The 19,448-nt window shown below is 73.0% G+C and carries 16 protein-coding genes; 2 read left to right on the top strand and 14 right to left on the bottom strand.

Annotated features, from left to right (window positions below):
- Window positions 1-106: 106 nt before the first annotated feature.
- From IPM45_10605 to dnaK, 5 genes are read right to left on the bottom strand one after another with little or no spacing between them, the layout of a single operon-like run.
- Window positions 107-2,584: an AAA family ATPase gene (locus tag IPM45_10605; GenBank protein ID MBK9179997.1), complete on the bottom strand. Its 2,478-nt coding sequence runs from the start codon at window positions 2,582-2,584 to the stop codon at window positions 107-109.
- 36 nt (window positions 2,585-2,620) lie between these two features.
- Entirely contained in the window at window positions 2,621-3,034 is a 414-nt protein-coding gene (locus tag IPM45_10600) for a helix-turn-helix transcriptional regulator (GenBank protein ID MBK9179996.1), read from the bottom strand.
- Window positions 3,031-4,230 carry a molecular chaperone DnaJ gene (gene dnaJ, locus IPM45_10595; GenBank protein MBK9179995.1) on the bottom strand — a complete coding sequence of 400 codons (1,200 nt, stop codon included), beginning with the start codon at window positions 4,228-4,230 and terminating at the stop codon, window positions 3,031-3,033. The genes IPM45_10600 and dnaJ overlap by 4 nt, the downstream gene beginning before the upstream one ends.
- A complete protein-coding gene (locus IPM45_10590; protein ID MBK9179994.1) occupies window positions 4,182-4,754 on the bottom strand; it encodes a nucleotide exchange factor GrpE in 573 nt (190 codons plus the stop codon). Before IPM45_10590 ends, dnaJ begins: the two co-directional genes overlap by 49 nt.
- A 4-nt stretch (window positions 4,755-4,758) precedes the next feature.
- Window positions 4,759-6,588, bottom strand: a complete 1,830-nt coding sequence (dnaK, locus tag IPM45_10585) for a molecular chaperone DnaK (GenBank protein MBK9179993.1) — start codon at window positions 6,586-6,588, stop codon at window positions 4,759-4,761.
- A 130-nt stretch (window positions 6,589-6,718) separates the two neighbouring features.
- On the opposite strand from dnaK, the gene gpmA reads away from it, so the two are divergent.
- Window positions 6,719-7,492, top strand: coding sequence for a 2,3-diphosphoglycerate-dependent phosphoglycerate mutase (gpmA, locus tag IPM45_10580; GenBank protein MBK9179992.1), 774 nt, complete (start codon window positions 6,719-6,721; stop codon window positions 7,490-7,492).
- Between the two features lie 19 nt (window positions 7,493-7,511).
- Here gpmA and IPM45_10575 read toward each other — a convergent pair whose 3' ends face one another.
- Genes IPM45_10575 through IPM45_10565 form a run of 3 tightly spaced genes read right to left on the bottom strand, consistent with a single transcriptional unit; the run spans window position 7,512 to window position 10,269 of the window.
- Window positions 7,512-8,189, bottom strand: coding sequence for a GerMN domain-containing protein (locus tag IPM45_10575; protein ID MBK9179991.1), 678 nt, complete (start codon window positions 8,187-8,189; stop codon window positions 7,512-7,514).
- Window positions 8,186-9,583 carry a HAMP domain-containing histidine kinase gene (locus tag IPM45_10570; protein ID MBK9179990.1) on the bottom strand — a complete coding sequence of 466 codons (1,398 nt, stop codon included), beginning with the start codon at window positions 9,581-9,583 and terminating at the stop codon, window positions 8,186-8,188. The genes IPM45_10575 and IPM45_10570 overlap by 4 nt, the downstream gene beginning before the upstream one ends.
- On the bottom strand, window positions 9,580-10,269 hold the full coding sequence (locus tag IPM45_10565; GenBank protein MBK9179989.1) for a response regulator transcription factor: 690 nt from the start codon (window positions 10,267-10,269) through the stop codon (window positions 9,580-9,582). Before IPM45_10565 ends, IPM45_10570 begins: the two co-directional genes overlap by 4 nt.
- A 254-nt stretch (window positions 10,270-10,523) precedes the next feature.
- Between IPM45_10565 and IPM45_10560 the strand changes: the two genes are divergently transcribed.
- The gene (locus IPM45_10560) at window positions 10,524-11,549 is read left to right on the top strand and encodes a glucosyl-3-phosphoglycerate synthase (protein ID MBK9179988.1); all 1,026 of its coding nucleotides are present in this window, start codon (window positions 10,524-10,526) and stop codon (window positions 11,547-11,549) included.
- A 259-nt stretch (window positions 11,550-11,808) separates the two neighbouring features.
- On the opposite strand, the gene IPM45_10555 is transcribed toward IPM45_10560, so the two are convergent.
- The 6 genes from IPM45_10555 to IPM45_10530 all read right to left on the bottom strand — a co-directional run bounded on the left by IPM45_10555 (window position 11,809) and on the right by IPM45_10530 (window position 19,444).
- Window positions 11,809-12,366, bottom strand: a complete 558-nt coding sequence (locus tag IPM45_10555) for a NifU family protein (protein ID MBK9179987.1) — start codon at window positions 12,364-12,366, stop codon at window positions 11,809-11,811.
- 25 nt (window positions 12,367-12,391) lie between these two features.
- A complete protein-coding gene (locus IPM45_10550; protein ID MBK9179986.1) occupies window positions 12,392-14,290 on the bottom strand; it encodes a ferrous iron transporter B in 1,899 nt (632 codons plus the stop codon).
- Window positions 14,287-14,520 carry a ferrous iron transport protein A gene (locus IPM45_10545; protein ID MBK9179985.1) on the bottom strand — a complete coding sequence of 78 codons (234 nt, stop codon included), beginning with the start codon at window positions 14,518-14,520 and terminating at the stop codon, window positions 14,287-14,289. Before IPM45_10545 ends, IPM45_10550 begins: the two co-directional genes overlap by 4 nt.
- Window positions 14,521-14,851: 331 nt before the next feature.
- Complete coding sequence (locus IPM45_10540; GenBank protein MBK9179984.1) at window positions 14,852-15,832, bottom strand: alpha/beta hydrolase; 981 nt, start codon at window positions 15,830-15,832, stop codon at window positions 14,852-14,854.
- Window positions 15,829-17,424, bottom strand: a complete 1,596-nt coding sequence (locus IPM45_10535) for a CRTAC1 family protein (protein ID MBK9179983.1) — start codon at window positions 17,422-17,424, stop codon at window positions 15,829-15,831. Before IPM45_10535 ends, IPM45_10540 begins: the two co-directional genes overlap by 4 nt.
- A gap of 514 nt (window positions 17,425-17,938) precedes the next feature.
- Window positions 17,939-19,444 carry an ammonium transporter gene (locus IPM45_10530; protein ID MBK9179982.1) on the bottom strand — a complete coding sequence of 502 codons (1,506 nt, stop codon included), beginning with the start codon at window positions 19,442-19,444 and terminating at the stop codon, window positions 17,939-17,941.
- Window positions 19,445-19,448: the final 4 nt, after the last annotated feature.

The following is a 19,448-nucleotide window of genomic DNA, read 5'->3' as shown; positions in this document are numbered from 1 at the left end:
CCCGGCGCCCCCCGACCACGCGTCGTGACGACGGCCGCGCCTGCCGCCCCGAGCGCTCCGGAACGACCACGAGCCGTGGTGGCGCCGGGCGGCGCGGTCACGCCCGTCAGCCGAGGACCAGGGCCCCGTCGACGGCGTCGACGCGCACCGTGTCACCCTCGCCGTAGGTGCCCTCGAGCAGGGCCACGGCCAGGCGGTCGCCCAGATCCCTCTGGATGACCCGCTTGAGCGGGCGCGCCCCGAAGCTGGGGTCGTAGCCCCGCTCGGCGAGCAGCTCCCGGGCCCCCTCGGTCACCACGAGGGTGATCCGCCGTCCGGCCAGGCGCTCCTCGAGGGTGCGCAGCTGGATCTCCACGATGCGGGCCAGGTCGTCGCGGCTGAGCTGGCGGAACCGGATGATCTCGTCGACCCGGTTGACGAACTCGGGCTTGAAGAACCCGAGCGGGTCGCCGGGCAGGTTCGAGGTCATGATCAGCACGACGTTGGTGAAGTCGACCGTCCGGCCCTGCCCGTCGGTGAGGCGCCCGTCGTCCATCACCTGGAGCAGCACGTTGAACACGTCGGGGTGGGCCTTCTCGATCTCGTCCAGCAGCACCACCGCGTAGGGCCGGCGGCGCACCGCCTCGGTGAGCTGCCCGCCCTCCTCGTAGCCCACGTACCCGGGGGGCGCCCCGATGAGGCGGGCGACCGTGTGCTTCTCCATGTACTCCGACATGTCGAGGCGCACCATGGCCCGCTCGTCGTCGAACAGGAACTCGGCCAGGGCCCGGGCCAGCTCGGTCTTGCCCACCCCGGTGGGACCGAAGAACAGGAAGGTGCCGATCGGCCGGTGCGGGTCCGACAGGCCCGCCCGGCTCCTGCGGATGGCGTTGGCCACGGCCGTGACCGCGTCGTCCTGGCCCACCACCCGCTGGTGCAGCACGTCCTCGAGGCGGATGAGCTTCTGGACCTCGCCCTCCATGAGCCGGCTCACGGGCACGCCCGTCCACTTGCTCACGACGTCGGCGATGTCCTCCTCGTCGACCTCCTCCTTCAGCATCTTCTGCTCGCCCTGCAGCTCGGCGAGCCGCTGGGTGGCCTGGTCGAGGCTCCGCTCCAGCTCGGGGATCCGGCCGTAGCGGATCTCGGCCGCCCGCTCGAGGTCGGTCTCGCGCTCCACCTCGCCGCGGAGGGCCTCCAGCTGCTCCTTGCGCTCGCGGATGGCCCCGATCGCCTCCTTCTCGGCCTGCCAGTGCGCCTTCATCCCCGCGGCCCGCTCCTGCAGGTTGGCCAGCTCGCCGTCGAGGGCGGCCAGCCGCTCCTGCGACGCGGCGTCGGTCTCCTTGGCCAGGGCGACGCGCTCGATCTCGAGCTGGCGCATCCGCCGCTCCACCACGTCGATCTCGATGGGGAGCGAGTCGATCTCCATGCGGAGCTTCGAGGCGGCCTCGTCGACCAGGTCGATGGCCTTGTCGGGGAGGAACCGGCCGGTCAGGTAGCGGTCGGAGAGGATGGCCGCGGCCACCAGGGCGTTGTCCTGGATGCGCACGCCGTGGTGCACCTCGTAGCGCTCCTTCAGGCCGCGGAGGATGGCGATCGTGTCCTCGACGGAGGGCTGCCCCACGTACACCGGCTGGAACCGGCGCTCCAGCGCGGCGTCCTTCTCGATGTGCTTGCGGTACTCGTCGAGGGTCGTGGCGCCGATCATGCGCAGCTCGCCCCGTGCGAGCATCGGCTTCAGCATGTTGCCGGCGTCCATGGCGCCCTCGGCCGCCCCCGCTCCGACCACCGTGTGCATCTCGTCGATGAAGGTGACCACCTCGCCCTCGGAGTCGGCGATCTCCTTCAGCACCGCCTTGAGGCGCTCCTCGAACTCGCCCCGGTACTTGGCACCGGCGACCATGCCGGACAGGTCGAGGGAGATGAGCCGCTTGTTCCGCAGGCTCTCGGGCACGTCGCCCTCGACGATCCGCCGGGCCAGGCCCTCGACGATGGCCGTCTTGCCGACGCCGGGCTCGCCGATGAGCACGGGGTTGTTCTTGGTGCGGCGGCTGAGCACCTGGATGGTGCGGCGGATCTCGTCGTCGCGACCGATGACCGGGTCGAGCTTGCCCTGGCGGGCGGCCTCGGTGAGGTCGCGTCCGTACCGCTCGAGGGCCTGGTACTGCTCCTCCGGGTTCTGGCTGGTGACCCGGTGGCTGCCCCGCACCTCGCGCAGGGCCGTCAGCAGCCGCTCGCGGTCGACCCCGATACGCCCGGCCAGCGCCAGGAGCAGGTGCTCGGTCGAGAGGTACTCGTCGTGGAGCTCGGCCCGCTCGGCGTCGGCCGCGTCGAGCACCTCGCGCAGGTCGCGCCCCATGCGGGTCTCTGCGCCGTAGGCCTTCGGCAGCTTGGCCACGGCCTCGCCGGCCTGGTTGCGCAGAGCGAGCGGCGCCAGCCCCACCTTCTGGAGCACCGGTAGCACGACTCCCTCCTCCTGGCCGAGCAGGGCGGCGAGCAGGTGGTCGGGGGTGACCTCGGGGTTGTTGGCGGAGCGGGCGCCGTCGATGGCGGCCTGGATGGCCTCCTGCGTCTTCAGGGTCCAGCGGTTGGGGTCGAGTGCCATGGAGGTGGTGGGGCGTCCTTTCGATGGGCGGTGGGATCAGTCGCGGTCGCGGCGCAGGATCGGCGGGACGCGGCCGAACAGCACCACGCTCTGGGACAGCGGCACGAGCTCGCGGCGGTGGCGACGCTCGACCCGCTCGACCGCGGCGCGGCCCTCGGCCCGGACCCGATCGAGCTCGGCCTCGAGCTCGGCGACGCGCGCTTCGAGCTGGAGCACCCGCTTGACGCCGGCCAGGTTGAGGCCGGCATCGGTGAGCTCGCCGATGCGCCGCAGACGGGCGATGTCGCGCTCGCTGTACCGGCGGTTGCCGCCGATGGTCCGGGAGGGGGACAGCAGGCCCCGGCGCTCGTAGATGCGGAGCGTCTGCGGGTGCACGCCGGCCAGCTCTGCGGCCACGGAGATCACGTAGACCCCGCGCTCGTCGGTGCGGCGCGGCCCGGCCACCGTCAGACCCCCAGGTAGGCGCGCGGCGACTCGGTGCTCACCGCGGCCAGCTGCTCGACGGCGTGGCGCTCCTCGGACGACAGGCGTGCGGGCACGGCCACCTCGAAGGTGACGAGGAGATCGCCGGCGCCCCTGGACGCGGGCACGCCCTTGCCCTTGACGCGGTGGGCGCGGCCCGGGGGCGTGCCCGGCTTGAGCCGCACCGTGACCGAGCCCCCGTCGAGGGTGGGGACCGCGACGTCGGCGCCCAGGGCGGCCTCCGCGAACGTGACCGGCACCCTGATGGTGAGGTCCTTGCCCTTGCGGCCGAAGAAGCGGTGCGGCTCGACGCGGACGATCACGAACAGGTCCCCGGCCGGGCCGCCGTTGCGGCCCGGGCCGCCCCGTCCCTTGAGCCGGATCCGCTGGCCGTCGTCGACGCCGGCGGGGATGCGCACCTTCACCTGACGGTCCCGCAGCTGGGCCCCGGTGCCGTGGCACGTGGCGCACGGGTCGTCGACCACGCTGCCGGTGCCGCCGCAACCCGGGCAGACCGAGCTGAACGAGAAGAGGCCCTGGTTCTCGTCGAGCACCCCCCGACCGCCGCAGCGCCCGCAGGTGTGGGGCAGCGTGCCCGGGCGGGCGCCGGTGCCGTGGCAGGTGCTGCAGGGCGCCTCGCCCGTGAGGTGCACGGCGGTGGTCACGCCCTGCACGGCGTCGTCGAAGGGCAGGTGCAGCTCGGCCTCGAGATCGGGACCCCGCTGGGGGCCAGCACCCCGCGACGGGCCCGCGCCAGCGCGGCCGCGCCCCCGGCCGCGCCCGAACAGACCGCCGAACAGGTCGCCCAGATCACCCAGGTCGTCGGACGAGAACGTGAAGCCGCCGGCGCCGGGCCCGCCGGCACCCGGGCCGAACCCGGCGGCCATGGGCCCCAGCTTGCGGACCTCGTCGTACTCCTTGCGCTTCTCGGCGTCGCCGATCACGTCGTAGGCGGCCGAGATCTCCTTGAACCGCTCCTCGGCCGCGGCATCGCCCGGGTTGGTGTCGGGGTGGTGCTGGCGGGCCAGCTTGCGGTAGGCGCGCGTGATCTCCTTCTGGGTGGCCGTCTCGGACACGCCCAGGGCCTTGTAGTAGTCCTTCTCGAACCACTCGCGCTGCGGTGCCAACGGGTCGCTCAGCCCCTGACCTTGACCATGGCCGGGCGCAGGACCCGGCCCTTCCATCGGTACCCCGTGCGGAGCACCTCGACGACGACGGGCTCGGCCTCGTCGCCCGGCTCGTGCACCACGGCCTCGTGCTCGGACGGGTCGAAGGGGCGCCCCTCGGACTCCATGGCCTCGAGGCCCTCGGGGCGCAGGGCCGCCAGCAGCGCCGACATGATCCCGTCGGCGCCCTCGACGCCGTGGCCGATGGCCGCCTCGCACGCGTCGAGGGCCGGCACGAGGCGCTCGACCACGCGGGCGGTGGCCAGCTCGACCTCGTCGGTCAGGCGGCGCTGGGCCTGCTTGCGGTAGTTCTCGAAGTCGGCCTGGACGCGCTGGGCCAGCTCGCGGTAGCCGTCGCGCTCGGCCGCCACGGCCTCGAGGGCGGCCAGGTCGGCCTCGACCGCCGCCTCCGCGAACCCCACCTCGACCGCCGCCTCGGCGGCCTCGGCGGCCGACGCCCCGGAGGGCGCCGGCTCGAGGTCTTCGGAGATGCCGGGCCCGGCCTCGGGCCACGCGTCCCAGGTGGAGGAACGGTCGCTCACGCCGTCACTTCCCCTCGTCGTCGACGATCTCGGCGTCGACGACCTCCTCGTCGCTGGCGGCCGACGACGAGCCGGCGCCCGGCGACGGCTGCTGCTGCGACGCCGCCTCGTAGAGGCGCTGGGCGAAGGCCTGGCTGGCCGCCATCAGCTTGTCCGACGCGTCCTTGATGGCGCCCACGTCGCTGCCGGACACCGCGGCCTTGAGGTCGGCCAGGGGCCCCTCGATGGCAGCCCGCTCATCGGGGCTCACCTTGTCGCCCTGCTCGCGGAGCAGCTTCTCGGTCTGGTACACGAGGGTGTCGGCGTTGTTGCGGACCTCCGCCTCCTCGCGCCGGCGACGGTCGTCCTCGGCGTGGGACTCGGCGTCGCGCACCATCCGGTTGATCTCGTCCCGGTTGAGCGACGACTGACCGGTGATGGTCATCGACTGCTCCTTGCCGGTCGCCCGGTCCTTGGCGGACACGTGGACGATCCCGTTGGCGTCGATGTCGAACGTGACCTCGATCTGGGGCACGCCGCGCGGCGCCGGTGGCAGGTCGACCAGCTGGAACTTGCCGAGCGTCTTGTTGTACATCGCCATCTCGCGCTCGCCCTGCAGCACGTGGATCTCGACGGAGGGCTGCATGTCCTCGGCGGTGGTGAACACCTCGGTGCGGCGGGTGGGGATGGTGGTGTTGCGCTCGATGAGCTTCGTCATCACGCCGCCCTTGGTCTCGATGCCGAGCGACAGCGGGGTGACGTCGAGCAGCAGCACGTCCTTGACCTCGCCCTTGAGCACGCCGGCCTGGATGGCGGCGCCCACGGCCACGACCTCGTCGGGGTTGACGCCCTTGTGGGGCTCCTTGCCGGTGATGCTCTGCACGAGCTCCTGCACGGCGGGCATCCGGGTGGAGCCGCCGACCAGGATCACGTGGTCGAGCTGGCCGAGGGTGAGCCCGGCGTCGGCGATGGCCTGCTCGAACGGCGAGCGGCACCGGTCGATCAGGTCGGCGGTGAGCTCGGTGAACTTGGCCCGGGTGAGGGTCTCGTCGAGGTGGAGCGGGCCCTCCTGGGTGGCGGTGATGAAGGGCAGGTTGATCTGCGTCTGCTGCACGGAGGACAGCTCGATCTTGGCCTTCTCCCCCGCCTCCTTGAGGCGCTGCATGGCCATCTTGTCGGCGGACAGGTCGACGCCGTGGGCCGCCTTGAACTGCGCCACGAGCCAGTCCATGACGCGCTGGTCCCAGTCGTCGCCACCCAGCTGGGTGTCGCCGTGGGTGGACTTCACCTCGAAGACCCCGTCACCGATCTCGAGGATCGACACGTCGAACGTGCCCCCACCGAGATCGAACACGAGGATCGTCTGGTCGGCCCCCTCCTTGTCGAGGCCGTAGGCCAGGGCGGCGGCGGTGGGCTCGTTGATGATGCGCAGCACCTCGAGCCCGGCGATCTGGCCGGCCTCCTTGGTGGCGGTGCGCTGCGCGTCGTCGAAGTAGGCGGGCACGGTGATCACGGCCTGCGTGACCGTGTCGCCCAGGTAGGCCTCGGCATCGCGCTTCAGCTTCATGAGCGTGCGGGCCGAGATCTCCTGGCTGGTGTACTTCTTGGCGTCGACGTCGATCGTCCAGCCCGTGCCCATGTGGCGCTTGACGGACCGGATGGTGCGGTCGGGGTTGGTGATGGCCTGTCGCTTGGCCACCTCCCCGACCAGGACCTCGCCGGTCTTGGAGAAGGCCACCACGGACGGCGTCGTGCGGCTGCCCTCGGCGTTGGGGATGACGACGGGGTCGCCGGCCTCGAGGACGGCGACGACGGAGTTGGTGGTGCCGAGGTCGATGCCGACGGCCTTGGGCATGGTGGGTGCGCCTCCGATGGTGAGGGTGGGGTCGAGACCTTCGCGTGTCTGCCACTCTAAGAAGTTGAGTGCTTCATTGACAACCTCCTCGGCTACCGTCCCATTCCCACGGGCCGGTACGGTGTCGCCCATGACCACCACCCTCGTGCTGCTCCGCCACGGCGAGAGCGTGTGGAACCGCGAGAACCTCTTCACCGGCTGGCACGACGTCGACCTGTCCGAGAGGGGCGTCGAGGAGGCCGCGGCCTCGGGCCGGATGCTGGCTGACGAGGGGCTGTGGTTCGACGTGGCCCACACCTCGGTCCTCACCCGGGCGGTGCGCACCGCCGACCTGGCGCTGGCCGAGCTGGGCCAGCTCTGGCTCCCGGTGCGCCGCTCCTGGCGGCTGAACGAGCGCCACTACGGCGGCCTCCAGGGCCTCGACAAGAAGGAGACGGCGGCGCGCTTCGGCGCCGACCAGGTGAAGGTGTGGCGCCGCAGCTACGACGTGCCGCCCCCGGCGCTCGACCCCGGCGACGAGCGCCACCCCCGCCACGACCGGCGGTACCGGCGCCTGGCCCCCGACGTGCTGCCGGCGACCGAGTGCCTGAAGGACGTCGTGGCCCGGATGCTCCCGTACTGGTACGACGCCATCGTCCCCGACCTGCGGGCCGGCCTCACCGTGCTGGTGGCGGCCCACGGCAACAGCCTCCGCGCCCTCGTCAAGCACCTCGCCGACATCCCCGACGACGTCATCCCCGAGGTCAACATCCCCACCGGGATCCCCCTGCGCTACGAGCTCGACGACGACCTCCGGCCCGTCCCCCCCGGCCCCGTCGACGAGCACCCGCTGCTCGGGCGCTACCTCGGTGACCCCGCGGCGGCGGCCGCGGCGGCCGACGCGGTGGCCCGCCAGGCCGGCTGAGCCCCGCGCGCCGGTCGGCTCAGCCGGGCGGCACCACCGGGAGCGTCGCGTCGGCCGGCGCCGTGGTCGGCACCGCGGACGACGGCGCCACCAGCGCGGCGTAGTCGTCGCGCGACACCGAGCCGGCCACCAGCAGGCCGTCGGCTCGGGGCACGTCGATGGGCGCGCCGCCGCTGGTGAAGGCCACCCGCCCCACACCCGGGAGGCTGGTCACCGAGTACACGACCTGGGCCAGGGCGAGCAGCTGGTCGGCGCCCGACAGGCTGGTGAAGGCGTCGCCCACGTCGATCGTCACCTGGCCCCCCACCGGCGGCGTCCCGGTGACGACCACCGGGTCGCCCAGCACCGACCGGTAGCCCTGGTCCTGCTCCGCGGGGCGGGGACCGGCGGCGACCAGCTCGAGCACGTCGTCGAGGTCGGGGGGGCCGCTCAGCTGCCGGCGAACGGGCACGAGGCGGTCGTCGAGCACCAGGTAGAGCTCGAACCCGTACGTGGGCACCGGCACCAGCGCCGTCGGCGCTGGGCCGGCGGCGGTGGTGCTCGGCGACGGCGGGGTGTCGAGCAGCCCGGCCGGCACGTCGGTGGCGTCGAGCGGGCGGTCGTCGCCCTCGGTCGTGACCCCGCACCCGGCCACCGCCACCACCCCCAGGAGGGCGAGGCCCATCCCCGCGACCCGGCGCCGGGCCCGGCCGGTCACGACACCGCCTTCGGCAGCTCGACCACGAAGCGCGCGCCCCCGTCGGGCGCGTCCTCGACCCAAACCCTGCCCCAGTGCAGCCGCACGTGCTCGGCCGCCAAAGCCAGGCCGAGCCCGGTGCCGACCTGGTGGCGGGCCGCGTCCCCCCGGGCGTAGCGCTCGAAGATCCGCGACCGCTCCTCGGCGGGCACGCCCGGCCCGTGGTCCTCGACCAGCACGCGCACCCGACCGTCGCCGGCGTCGACCGCCACGCGCGTCACGCCGCCGCCGTGCTTCTGGGCGTTCTCCACCAGGTTCGCGAGCACCCGCTCGAAGCGCCGCTCGTCGACGAGGGCCAGCGCCTCGGCGGCGGCCGGGCTCACCTCGACCGGTGGCCCGTCGGGCAACAGGCCGCGCGCCACCCGTCGAACGAAGCCGGCCACGTTCCGGGGGCGGAGGTCGACGGGCACCACCCCGGCGTCGATCCGGGAGATCTCGAGGAGGTCGAGCACCATCCGCTCGAAGCGCCGCACCTGCCCCCGCAGCACGGCCACGGCAACCCGCACCCGCTCGGGCAGCTCGTCGCGGCGGGCGTCGACGACCTCGACCGCGGCCCGCATGGCCGTGAGCGGAGACCGCAGCTCGTGGCTCACGTCGGACGCGAAGCGGGCGTCGCGCTCGAGGCGCCCCTCCAGCGTCGACGCCATGTCGTTGAACGACCGCACCAGCGGATCGAGGTCGGCGTCGCCGTGCTCGTCGATGCGGGCCGACAGGTCGCCCTCCGCGATCAGCGCGGCCGTGTCGGCCACGTCGCGCAGCGGCCGGAGGACCCGGCGGCTGGCGTACCAGCCGAGCGCAGCGCCGGCGACGGTCGTGATCGTCGCGGCCACCAGCAGGGCGGCCCGCAGCGTGTCGAGCGTGCGCTCCAGCTCGGTGAGCGGGAAGGCCTCGAAGTAGGCGGCGTCGGCGTCGGGCAGGGCCACCCCCACCGCGAGATACGGCACCCCGCCGGCCGCGAAGCGCTGGCGGCTCGCGCCGCCGTCCAGCACCGTCGCCCGCAACGGGCCGGGGAGATCGTCGCGCCCGACGTTCACGACCCGGGCGAACCAGTCGCCGTCGAGCTCGAGCACCGGCTGCGAGCCGAGCGTCGTGGCCAGCGACGCCAGCAGCGCCGGCACGTCGGTATCGCCCGCCAGGAGGGAGCTCCGCACCAGGCGCGCGTTCAGGTACACCTGCGTCGTCGCGGTGGACTCGCGCTGCTCCAGCAGGTAGCGGCGGACCAGCCCGTAGGTCAGCCCCGACAGCGCCAGCGACACCGCCAGCGCACCGATGGCGAAGGCCACCGTGGCCCGCAGCCGCAGCCGCAGCCGCCGGCGAGGAACGGGCCGGGCCGCCCCCGCCTCCGCCCCGGTCATGGCACGAACTTGTAGCCGAGACCCCTGGCGGTGAGCAGGTGGCGGGGCTCGGACGGGTCGTCCTCGACCTTCAGCCGGAGGCGGTGCAGGTGCGTGTCGACGAGGCGGCTGTCACCCAGGTAGTCGTAGCCCCACACCCGCTCGAGCAGCACGTCGCGGCTCAGCACCTGGCCGGGGTTCGCCACGAACTCGCAGAGGAGGCGGAACTCGGTCTTGGTGAGCTCGACCAGCTCGCCGGCGCGCCGGACCTCGCCGGCCCCCGGCCGCACCTCGAGGTCACCGAACACGAAGGCCTCCGGCTCCGACGACGGCGCTGCCGGGAGGCTCGCCCGCCGCAGCAGGGCCCGGATGCGCGCTGCCAGCTCCTTCGGGACCAGCGGCTTGGTGACGTAGTCGTCGGCCCCCGCCTCCAGCCCGGCGACCACGTCGTGGCTGTCGGTCTGGGCGGTGATGATGATGATCGGGACCGTGGAGTGCTGCCGAAGCTGGCGGCACACCTCGAAGCCGTGCATGCCCGGAAGGCGCAGGTCGACCAGCGCCAGGTCGACGGGCTCGGCCGCGAAGCGCTCGAGCCCCTCCTCCCCGCTGATCGCCTCGACCACGTCGTAGCCCTCGTCCTCGAGGGCGAGCCGGAGCACCAGCCGGATGTCGTCGTCGTCCTCGACGAGCAGCAGGCGGGTCACCATGACCGGTCATCATCCCGCACTCGGGCTCCCCGACCGGATCGGGCCACGATTCGCGACACGGCCGCGACCGACGCGTGATCCAGCCGTCACGTTGCGCTGGCAGGCTCGCCCTCCCACGCCGACGACCCTGGAGGTGGGACGTGGACGTGTCCACGAGAGAGGACCGGCCGGCCGGCCTGACGGTGCGGGGCGACGGCAACGGGCTGGTGCTCGCCGTCGACGGCCCCGTCGACGCCGACCTGCTGGGCGCGGCCATGGCCGCCCTGGCCCGCGTGGCCGACGAGCCGGTCGAGGTGGAGCTGGCCGGCGTGGTCGCCCTGGCGGCGGGCCACGACGCTGCTCCGCTGCGGTCGGCGGCCACCCAGCCTGCTCGGGTCTTCCACCGCGACGACCTCGAACCCGCCCGCCTGGTGGCCGCCAAGCGGGGGCGGCGGGTGGCCGTGTGCCTCCCGGCCCACAACGAGGCCGCGACCGTGGGCGCCATCGTGTCCGCCATCCGGCACGAGCTCGTCGACGCCCTGCCCCTCGTCGACGACCTGGTCGTCATGGACGACCGCTCCACCGACGGCACCGCCACGCTCGCCGCCGCCGCCGGGGCGAGGGTGGTCCACACCGCCGAGGTGCTCCCCGAGCTCGCGGGGACTCCGGGCAAGGGGGCGGCGCTGTGGAAGTCGCTCGTCGTCACCGATGCCGAGCTGGTGGTTTGGTGCGACGCCGACGTCGTCGACTTCGACCCCCGATTCGTCGCCGGGTTGGTCGGCCCCCTGCTGCTGCAGCCCGAGATCGCCCTGGTCAAGGGGTTCTACGAGCGCCCCCTCCACGGCCACCGCGGTGAGGGCGGCCGCGTGACCGAGCTGGTGGCCAGGCCGGCCCTCTCGCTGCTCTTCCCCCACCTGGCCGGCATCGTCCAACCCCTGGGTGGCGAGTACGCGGGGCGTCGCGACGTCCTCGAGCGTGTCTCCTTCGTGGGCGACTACGGGGTCGAGCTCGGCCTGCTGATCGACGTGGCCGCTCTCGTGGGCACCGGCGCCATCGCCCAGGTCGACCTGGGTGTGCGCACCCACCGGAACCGGCCGCTGGCCGAGTTGGGGCCGATGGCCGCGGCGGTGCTGCGCACCGCGCTCGAGCGCTCGCGCCCCGGACCGCACCGGCTGGCGGGGACCGTCCTGCACCGGCCGGGCCACGCCCCGGTCGACGTGGCCGGGGCCGAGTGGCCGCCCCTCGGCTCGCTGCGCGCCGCGGGGCTGGTGCCGGCTGCGGGCGAGCGCCTCCCCGCCTGATCGCTCCTCGCACCGCACGCGGTGCCCCGCTGCGTGGCGGGGATTCGAGGGGATCTCCAGCCGCCGGCGTCGGGTCCCACGATGGGTTCAGCATCGGGTTGCTGGACCAGATCCTGGTCCCGTGCGATCGCGGGAAGCGGTGAGGGCGAGCACTTCGACCTCGGCGGTGCCCATCAGCCCCCTGGTCCTGGGGAAGCGGACGGTGAGCTGGTCACGGACCTGGTCCCACGTCGTCCGGGTGCTCTGCCCGAACCAACGATCAGCGCCGGCGGGGGCGGGGCAGCCAGGATCGCTGCCTGGAGGAGGCGTCCTCGAGTTGGATGCGGTGGATGTCCGGGTGGGCACGGCGGACGGCCGGCGCCACCAGGGAGTCGATGGTGCCGGCCGTCAGGCGGCACCCCCGGCACGAGCCATGCGGCCGCAGCCTCAGGACGCCGTCGTCGAGGTGGACCACCTCGAGCCGGCCGCCGTGAGCGTCGAACACCGCCGCCGCCGCCCTGTCCACCGTCTCCTGCACCGTGGCCAGGCCGATACCGGGCACGGGGCCGGTGGCCTCCGTGAGCCAGGCCGCGTTCGTCGCGAGCGCATCGACCACGGCCTCGTGTACGACCCGCACCACTGCCGACGCAGGTCGTTCCTCCACGAACCGTGCGTGCAGCGCTCCGGCGGACACCCACACCTCGGCGAGCGAGCCGGCGTCCACGAGGGCACCCATCGGCGAGCCTGGATCGGGCCGGCGCCGGCCGCCCGGGCTGGCCGCCACGGCGTGGTCGTGGCACACCCAGCGGAGCACCGCCTGGTCGGCGGTGCGCTCCACGTGCACCAGCGGGTGCGGCGAAGCCTCAGGTGACGGCAAGGACCACCGTCCGGGCGATCAGGGCGCCCACGTAGGCGAGCGCGAACATCGAGCCGAAGGCGAACACCGGCCACCGCCAGGAGTTGGTCTCCCGCCGCAGCACCGCCACGGTGCTCAGGCACTGCAGGGCGTACACGAAGAAGACCAGGATGGCCGCCACCGTGGCGGAGTCGTAGACGAGGTTCCCGTCGGCGTCCTCCATCGTCTGGAGCCGGTCGGGCAGGGCGTCCTCGCTCTCGGACGCCGTGGTGATGGCGAGGGTGCTCACGAACACCTCGCGTGCGGCAAGGCTCCCGATGATGGCCACGTTGGTGCTCCAGTCGAAGCCCAGGGGGGCGAACACCGGTTCCAACGCCGAGCCGACCCGACCGGCGAGGCTCTGTTCCATCTCGTACTGGGCCGCCTGCGCCTCCGTGAGGCCCTCGGGGGGGGTGACGGACGGGATGCTCAGCAGCACCCACAGCGCCATCGACGTCACGAGGATCACCGTGCCGGCCCGCCTCACGAACGACCAGGTGCCGTCCCACGTGGCGAGCAACACCGAGCGCAGGGTGGGCCGGCGGTAGGGCGGGAGCTCCATGGCGAACGGCGCCGTAGGGCCGGCCAGAACGGTGTGGCTGAGCACGGCGGCATAGACGAGGCCGGACACGGCGCCGAGGGCGTAGAGCCCGAACATCGTGAGGCCCTGTGCGGTGAAGGGGCCGAGCACCGTCCGGTCGGAGACGAACGCCGAGATCAGCAGCACGTACACCGGCAGGCGGGCCGAGCACGTCATCAGCGGGGCCGCCATCATCGTCGCCAACCGGCGGCGCTCACTCGGGATCGTGCGGGTGGCGAGGATGCCGGGGATGGCGCAGGCGAACGACGAGAGCATCGCCACCATGCTGCGGCCCTCGAGCCCGAAGCGGCTGAGGAGCCGGTCGGCCAGGAACGCCGCTCGCGCCAGGTAGCCGACCTTCTCGAGGAGGGCGAGGATCAGGAAGAGCAGGATGATCTGCGGGAGGAACACCAGCACGGCGCCCACACCGGCGATGACGCCGTCGGCGAGGAACTCGCCGAGCGTGCCGGGCACCAGATCGCGGACCTGGTCGGCAAGGGCGCCGAACGAGGAGTCGATCGCGTCGAGCGCAGGTGCAGCGAAGGTGAAGATCGACTGGAAGAACACGAGCATCACGGCCAGGAAGACAGCCACACCGGCCACGGGATGCAGGACGACGGCGTCGATCCGGTGAGTACGACGGTCTGGTCCGGGCCTCGTGGTGGCCGAGCGCACGACCGAGTCGACCCAGGCGGCCCGCTCGGCGCCGGTTGCGGGCGGTGGGAGGGCCGGAGTGGCCCACTCCTCGGGATGGGCCAGCATCGTGCGGAGGGCAGCCACGCCGATGCCCCGATGCCCCACCACCGGCATCACCGGCACGCCGAGCGCGGCCGACAGGCGTTCGACGTCGACCGTGCCGCCGCGAGCCTCGACCTCGTCCACCATGGTGAGGGCGATGGCGGTGGGCACGTCGAGCTGCAGCAGCTCGGCCACGAACAGCAGCGATCGTTCGAGCGCCGTGGCGTCGACCGCCACCACCAGCCCGTCGGGTCGCCGACCCAGCCCACCGCCGAGGGCGTCGACCACCACCTGCTCGTCAGGGCTGATGGCGGAGAGGCCGAACGTGCCGGGGAGGTCCACCAGCACGATCTCGCGGCCGTCGACGTGGATGAACCCCTCACCCCGGCTGACGGTGACGCCCGGGTAGTTGGCCGTCTTGAAGCGCAGGCCGGTGAGGCTGTTGAACAGGGTGGTCTTGCCGGCGTTGGGGCTGCCGACGAGGGCGATCTCGAGGTCGGCGGTGAGGTGGGGGGCGCCTCCGCCACCGTGGTGCTGCTCGTGCGTCACGCGAGTACCTCCACCTGCACCAGGGCAACGTCGGCACGGCGGACGGCCAACCGCACGCCGCGCAGCTCGTACACCACCGGGTCGCCGAGAGGTGCCCGACGCTCCACCCGGACCTCCGTACCGGCCAGGAAGCCGAGGTCCTCGAGGCGCTTGCCGAGTCCGGCGGGGCCGGCTCCGACCGACCGCACCACGGCGCGGTCGCCCACGGCGAGCTCGGAGAGCGGTACCACCCCCTGGCGCGTCGGTCGGTCGGCGGACGTGGGAGAAGGACGTTTACGCATGGTGTTAGGCATTCTTAACAGCCTGGCTCCGTTGCGCAAGGGGCGAAGGTCCCGCTCACACGCCCGGTGGTGGGAGCGGCGGTGGTGGGAGCAGCGGTGGTGGGAGCAGCCGTCGGGCACGGGCCGGTGGGGTTCCCCGGGGAACAGGCGGCGGCCATGACGGCCGCCATGGCTGCGGCGTGGGCTCATCGGGTGGCCATAGGGAGAGCCGGGCGACTCGGTCGGCGGGAGCATGGCGCGGAACCCGGCACCCCACCGGCTCCACCGGACCGATGGCGGTTCACTCGAAGCACGACCGCAGGAAGTCGCGGGTCGGTGGTGTGACCACCCGCTCCGACGGCACACCCAGCTGCGTGTTCACCTGCTCGTGGGTGTAGCTGCCGGCGTCGATGACCCGCCCTGCGGCACCACCGGCCGTCACGGCGGCGGCGAACTCGGCGGCCTCAGCCACGCGGGCTGGTGAGCCTCGGGTCACGACGAGGACGTCGGGGATCCCCGCCGGGTGGTCGCGGGCCTGCACGATGGGTGAGGCGCCGGCCAGGGTGGCGGGGTCGTCGCCGAAGGCGGCGCCGAAGAGCGGCGAGGTGCGGGCCTCGGCCGGGGTGATCAGGTAGGCCGCGCTGTCCAGCGACACCACGCAGCGCACGTCGTCCCGTGACACCCCGGCGCTCTCGAGCAGCTCGGGGTCCGTGACCACGATCGACACCAGGTGCGCGCCCGCCGAGTGACCCATGAGAGCCACCCGCTCCGCGTCGACCCCCAGTTCCGGGGCGTGGTCGATCACCCACGCCACGGCCACGGCCACGTCCTGGCCCATCACCGGCCATCGCACGTCGCCGCCCGGCGTGACCAGCCGGTAGTCCACCGACACCAGCACGGCGCCGAGCTCCCCGGCGAGGGCGACCTTGGTGTCGATCGCCTTCCCGGCCTTGTCGCCGGCGCGCCAGCCACCTCCGTGCACCCAGACGATCACCGGGCAGCCCGTCGCCCCGGGCCGCCGGTAGACGTCGAGGCTGACCTGGTCGGGGGCCGCGTCGCTCACGTCGCCGCGGTACCGCTGCGTGTCGGGCCCAGCGAGCGGCCCACCGCACTCGGTCTGCGCCCCCGCCGTCGAGGACGAGGCGACGATGCCGGTCGTGGTGGGCTGGGTCGTGGTGGTCGTGCCCGCGATGGTCGGGGACGGGCTGGTGGCGTTCCCCGGAGAGCACGCGGCGGCGATCGTGGCTGCCAGCGCGACGGCCAGGGCTGATCGGGTGGTCACGGGGAGAGCCGCACGATCCGATCGGCCGGGACGTCGCGGTGCCAGGTGGTGCCGCCACCGAAGGGGAGCGCAATCCGGACGTCGACGGTGTCCACCGCACCGAGGCCGAAGTGCAGCAGGGGCGTGCGCTTGGCCCGGTAGGAGTAGTCGGTGCGGACCTCGTCGACGGCGATCGGGTCGCCGTCGGGTTCGAACACCGTGACCACCGCGCCGATGGGCCACGTGCCGTCGGCGTCGCGGGTGTCGACGGCCACCCAGTGGCCGTCGGTGTCGGTGGTGTTCGTGAACACGAAGGTGCTCCGGGTGAAGAACACGTCATCGACGATCAGGTCGACCCGGCCGTCGCCGTCGAGGTCGGCGGAGTTGACGGCGTTGGCGTACTCGTCGAGGCCGGTCTCGGGGCCCAGCTCGGTGAAGGCCATGCCGCCGTCGTTGCGGAACACGACGATGCTCTGGACGCTGTCGGCCTCCCCGCCGTCGTCGCGGTTGACGAACGCCAGGTCGACGTCACCGTCGAGGTCGAGGTCAGCGGCGACGCCGTCGGCGAGCCGCCGCGCCCCCTTGTCGGCGGGGGGCTGGGCGTTGATCTCCGCCGGCCGTCCGCTCGACCCGGTGACGTCGACGAAGCGCAGCCGACCCGGTGTCGAGTCGTTCCGCCACACCGTGACCAGGTTCGTGTCCCGAGCGCGGGGCGGCGTCTGGTACACGACCCCGCCGGAGAACAGGTCCAGATCGCCGTCGCCGTCGACGTCCGCCGGGACCGTCGCGTACACGTGGTCGTCCTCGAGCGAGTTGCCGTTCCCCGGCCGGTCGAAGGCGGTGGCGCTGACGTCTTCGAACCGCAGGTTGCCCGGGGTGGAGACGTTGCGGAGCAGGAACACCCCCCGGTAGCTGCGCAGCGACACGAACTCCTGCTGGAAGCGGGGACAGCGCACATCGGGGAACCCGGCATCGGCATACGCGGACAGCAGCAGGTCGGGTCGGCCGTCGGCGTCGAAGTCCCGCACCACGACGCCCTTGAACCAGGTGTTCGCCCACTCCTCCCCGTCGCACGGCGAGCCGGGATCGCTCACCCGCTCGTGCCAGAACGGCGCCGGCATCACCTCGTCGATCACGTTCTCCGCCGCGAACCCGCCGCCGGGCAGCCCGACGTGGAGCTCGTTCCAGCCGTGGGAGTCCCGGAACGAGCTGCCGGACACGAACGCCTCCTGGGCGCCGTCACCGTCCAGGTCCGTCACCAGCACCGACCGTTGGATCAGGTCCGGGACATAGCCCAATCGACGCTCCTCGAAGCTGCCGTCACCGGCGTTCAGGAGAGCGAGCTGCGGTCGGTCCGCCGGACGCGTCGCCGGGATCAGGTCCAGGTCCCCATCACCGTCGAGGTCGTGCAGGCCCCACCCGTTGACCGATTCCCCGGCCGGCATGGCCACCGACGCCGGCTCGGCGAACCCCGGCCCCTCCGCCACCGCCACCGCCACGTGGAACCGATCCCTGGAAGCCGACACCAGATCCAGCCGGTCGTCACCGTTCACGTCGAGCACCGACGTCGCCAACGGCGACGTCGACAGCCGCGCCACCTCCTCGAACCTCACAGTCCCCACGGTCAACACCCCACCGCCAGGCTCCGCCACGACCGTCGATGATCCGGATCGCTCGGGAGGGCCCACCCGGTCCCGCCCCCCGACACCGGAGCACGAGGCCAGCAACACCAGCGCTCCGGCGGCCGCGGTCACACGCAGAGCCGACCCAACCATGAACCCGACGTTAGGGAGCACTCGTGATGATCCGACGAGCGGGAGTTGAGAGGCTCCTGAGAGACAGTCCGCCCCCGGCGACCAGAACCGACCTCTGCCCGCCAGGCTGCGGGCAAAGACGCCGCCGCCATCCTCAGGGCCGTTCGACGTGCGCGTCCCGGGTCGGTCACAGGGCATGCGGGGCGCCAGCGCCGTCGTCTCGTCGACCGAGGCCAGCCCCGAGGCGGCCACTTCCGGACGGCCCACACCGAGGGCCCGATCGCCCCCTGCCACGTGTTCGCACGGCACGCGCCACGGGGCGCCACCCGAGGGTGGCGCCCCGTGGGTGCGATCGGGGCCGCGGCCCCCTGGCTCATCTGTCCGGGCTCGACCCCCCGTAGCTGCCCAGGGCGCCGGCGAACTCGGGGTACGCCTGCACGCCCATCTCGGGCAGGTCGAGGCCGGCCTGCTCGTCCTCCTCCGACGAGCGGATGCCGCCCTTGGTGAGCGCGTTCTGGATCTTGAAGAAGGCGAACGACACGCCGAAGATGACCGTGCAGATCACCAGGGCGCCGAGGGCCTGGGCGCCGAGCTGGCCCCACTCGCCCTTGATGATGCCCTCCACGCCGGCCACGTCGGAGCCGTTCCAGGCGGCGCCGTAGCTGCCGTTGGCGAAGATGCCGACGGCCAGCACGCCGAAGAGGCCGTTCACCCCGTGCACCGAGATGGCGCCCACCGGGTCGTCGATCTTGAACTTCCGCTCGACGATGAAGATGGACTCGATCACCAGCACGCCGGCGATGGTGCCGATGACCGCCGCCGCCCAGGGCGCCACGAAGGCGCACGGGGCGGTGATGGCCACCAGGCCGGCCAGCATGCCGTTGGCCATCATGCCGGGGTCGGGCTTCCCCGTCCGCATCATGATCCAGAGCATGGCGACCGTCGCCCCGAAGCCGGCGGCGATCGCGGTGTTGGTGGCCACGACGGCGAACTGGATGTCGGTGGCGGCGAAGGTGGAGGCGGCGTTGAAGCCGAACCACCCGAACAGCAGGATGAACGTGCCCAGCATGGCCATCGGGATGTGGTGGCCGGGCAGGGCCCGCGGCTTGCCGTCCTTGCCGAACTTGCCGATCCGGGCGCCGAGCACGATGGCGCCGGCCAGCGCCGCCGCGCCACCCACGGCGTGCACGACGCCCGAGCCCGCGAAGTCGACGTAGCCGGCCCCGAGCCCCATGGTGTCCCAGGTCTTGGCCAGCCAGCCGCCGCCCCAGGTCCAGGCCGCGAACAGCGGGTAGTAGACGGCGCCGCAGAAGAGGCCCCAGATCACGAAGCTCTTCCACTTCCACCGCTCGGCCATCGACCCGGTGGGGATGGTGGCCGTGGTGTCCATGAAGGCGACCATGTAGAGGAAGAAGCCCAGCAGTGCCGGCGTGATGCCGCCGCCGCTCAGCGCCCAGCCGCCCTTCCACAGGAACACCCAGTTGCCCGAGCCGACGAGGGCACTGCCGATCGGGGCGTCGAGCCCGAAGGCCGAGTAGCTGAAGCCGCCGAACGCGAGCGGGAAGCCCACGAAGAAGAACCCGATCATGCCCAGGCCGAAGACGGCGAAGTTGGTGCTCACCACGTGGGCGGCGTGCTTGGCCCGGCAGAAGCCGGTCTCGACCAGGGCGAAGCCGGCCTGCATGAAGATCACGAGGACGGCGCCGATCACGACCCACAGCAGGTTCGTGGCGACGCCGAGCGACAGCACCCCGGCGTTGACGTCGTCGATCGTGACGTCGGCCTCCTGGGCGTGCGCCGGGCCGGCCAGCAGGAGCAGCGCCCCGGTGCCGGCCACCACGGCCGTGAGGGCCAAGAGCCCCTTTCTGGTTCGCGACATCGCC

The sequence above is a fragment of the Acidimicrobiales bacterium genome (assembly GCA_016716005.1).
Taxonomy (GTDB): Bacteria; Actinomycetota; Acidimicrobiia; order Acidimicrobiales; family JADJXE01; genus JADJXE01.
This window is presented reverse-complemented; position numbering and strand designations above follow the sequence as displayed.

Excerpts from the sequence above, each read along its gene's own strand:
- IPM45_10560 (MBK9179988.1), top strand. The coding sequence starts at position 10,524 with ATGGCCGCCCTGGCCCGCGTGGCCGACGAGCCGGTCGAGGTGGAGCTG.
- IPM45_10530 (MBK9179982.1), bottom strand. The coding sequence starts at position 19,444 with ATGTCGCGAACCAGAAAGGGGCTCTTGGCCCTCACGGCCGTGGTGGCC.
- dnaK (MBK9179993.1), bottom strand. The coding sequence starts at position 6,588 with ATGCCCAAGGCCGTCGGCATCGACCTCGGCACCACCAACTCCGTCGTC.
- dnaJ (MBK9179995.1), bottom strand. The coding sequence starts at position 4,230 with ATGGAAGGGCCGGGTCCTGCGCCCGGCCATGGTCAAGGTCAGGGGCTG.
- IPM45_10605 (MBK9179997.1), bottom strand. The coding sequence starts at position 2,584 with ATGGCACTCGACCCCAACCGCTGGACCCTGAAGACGCAGGAGGCCATC.
- gpmA (MBK9179992.1), top strand. The coding sequence starts at position 6,719 with ATGACCACCACCCTCGTGCTGCTCCGCCACGGCGAGAGCGTGTGGAAC.
- IPM45_10565 (MBK9179989.1), bottom strand. The coding sequence starts at position 10,269 with ATGGTGACCCGCCTGCTGCTCGTCGAGGACGACGACGACATCCGGCTG.
- IPM45_10570 (MBK9179990.1), bottom strand. The coding sequence starts at position 9,583 with ATGACCGGGGCGGAGGCGGGGGCGGCCCGGCCCGTTCCTCGCCGGCGG.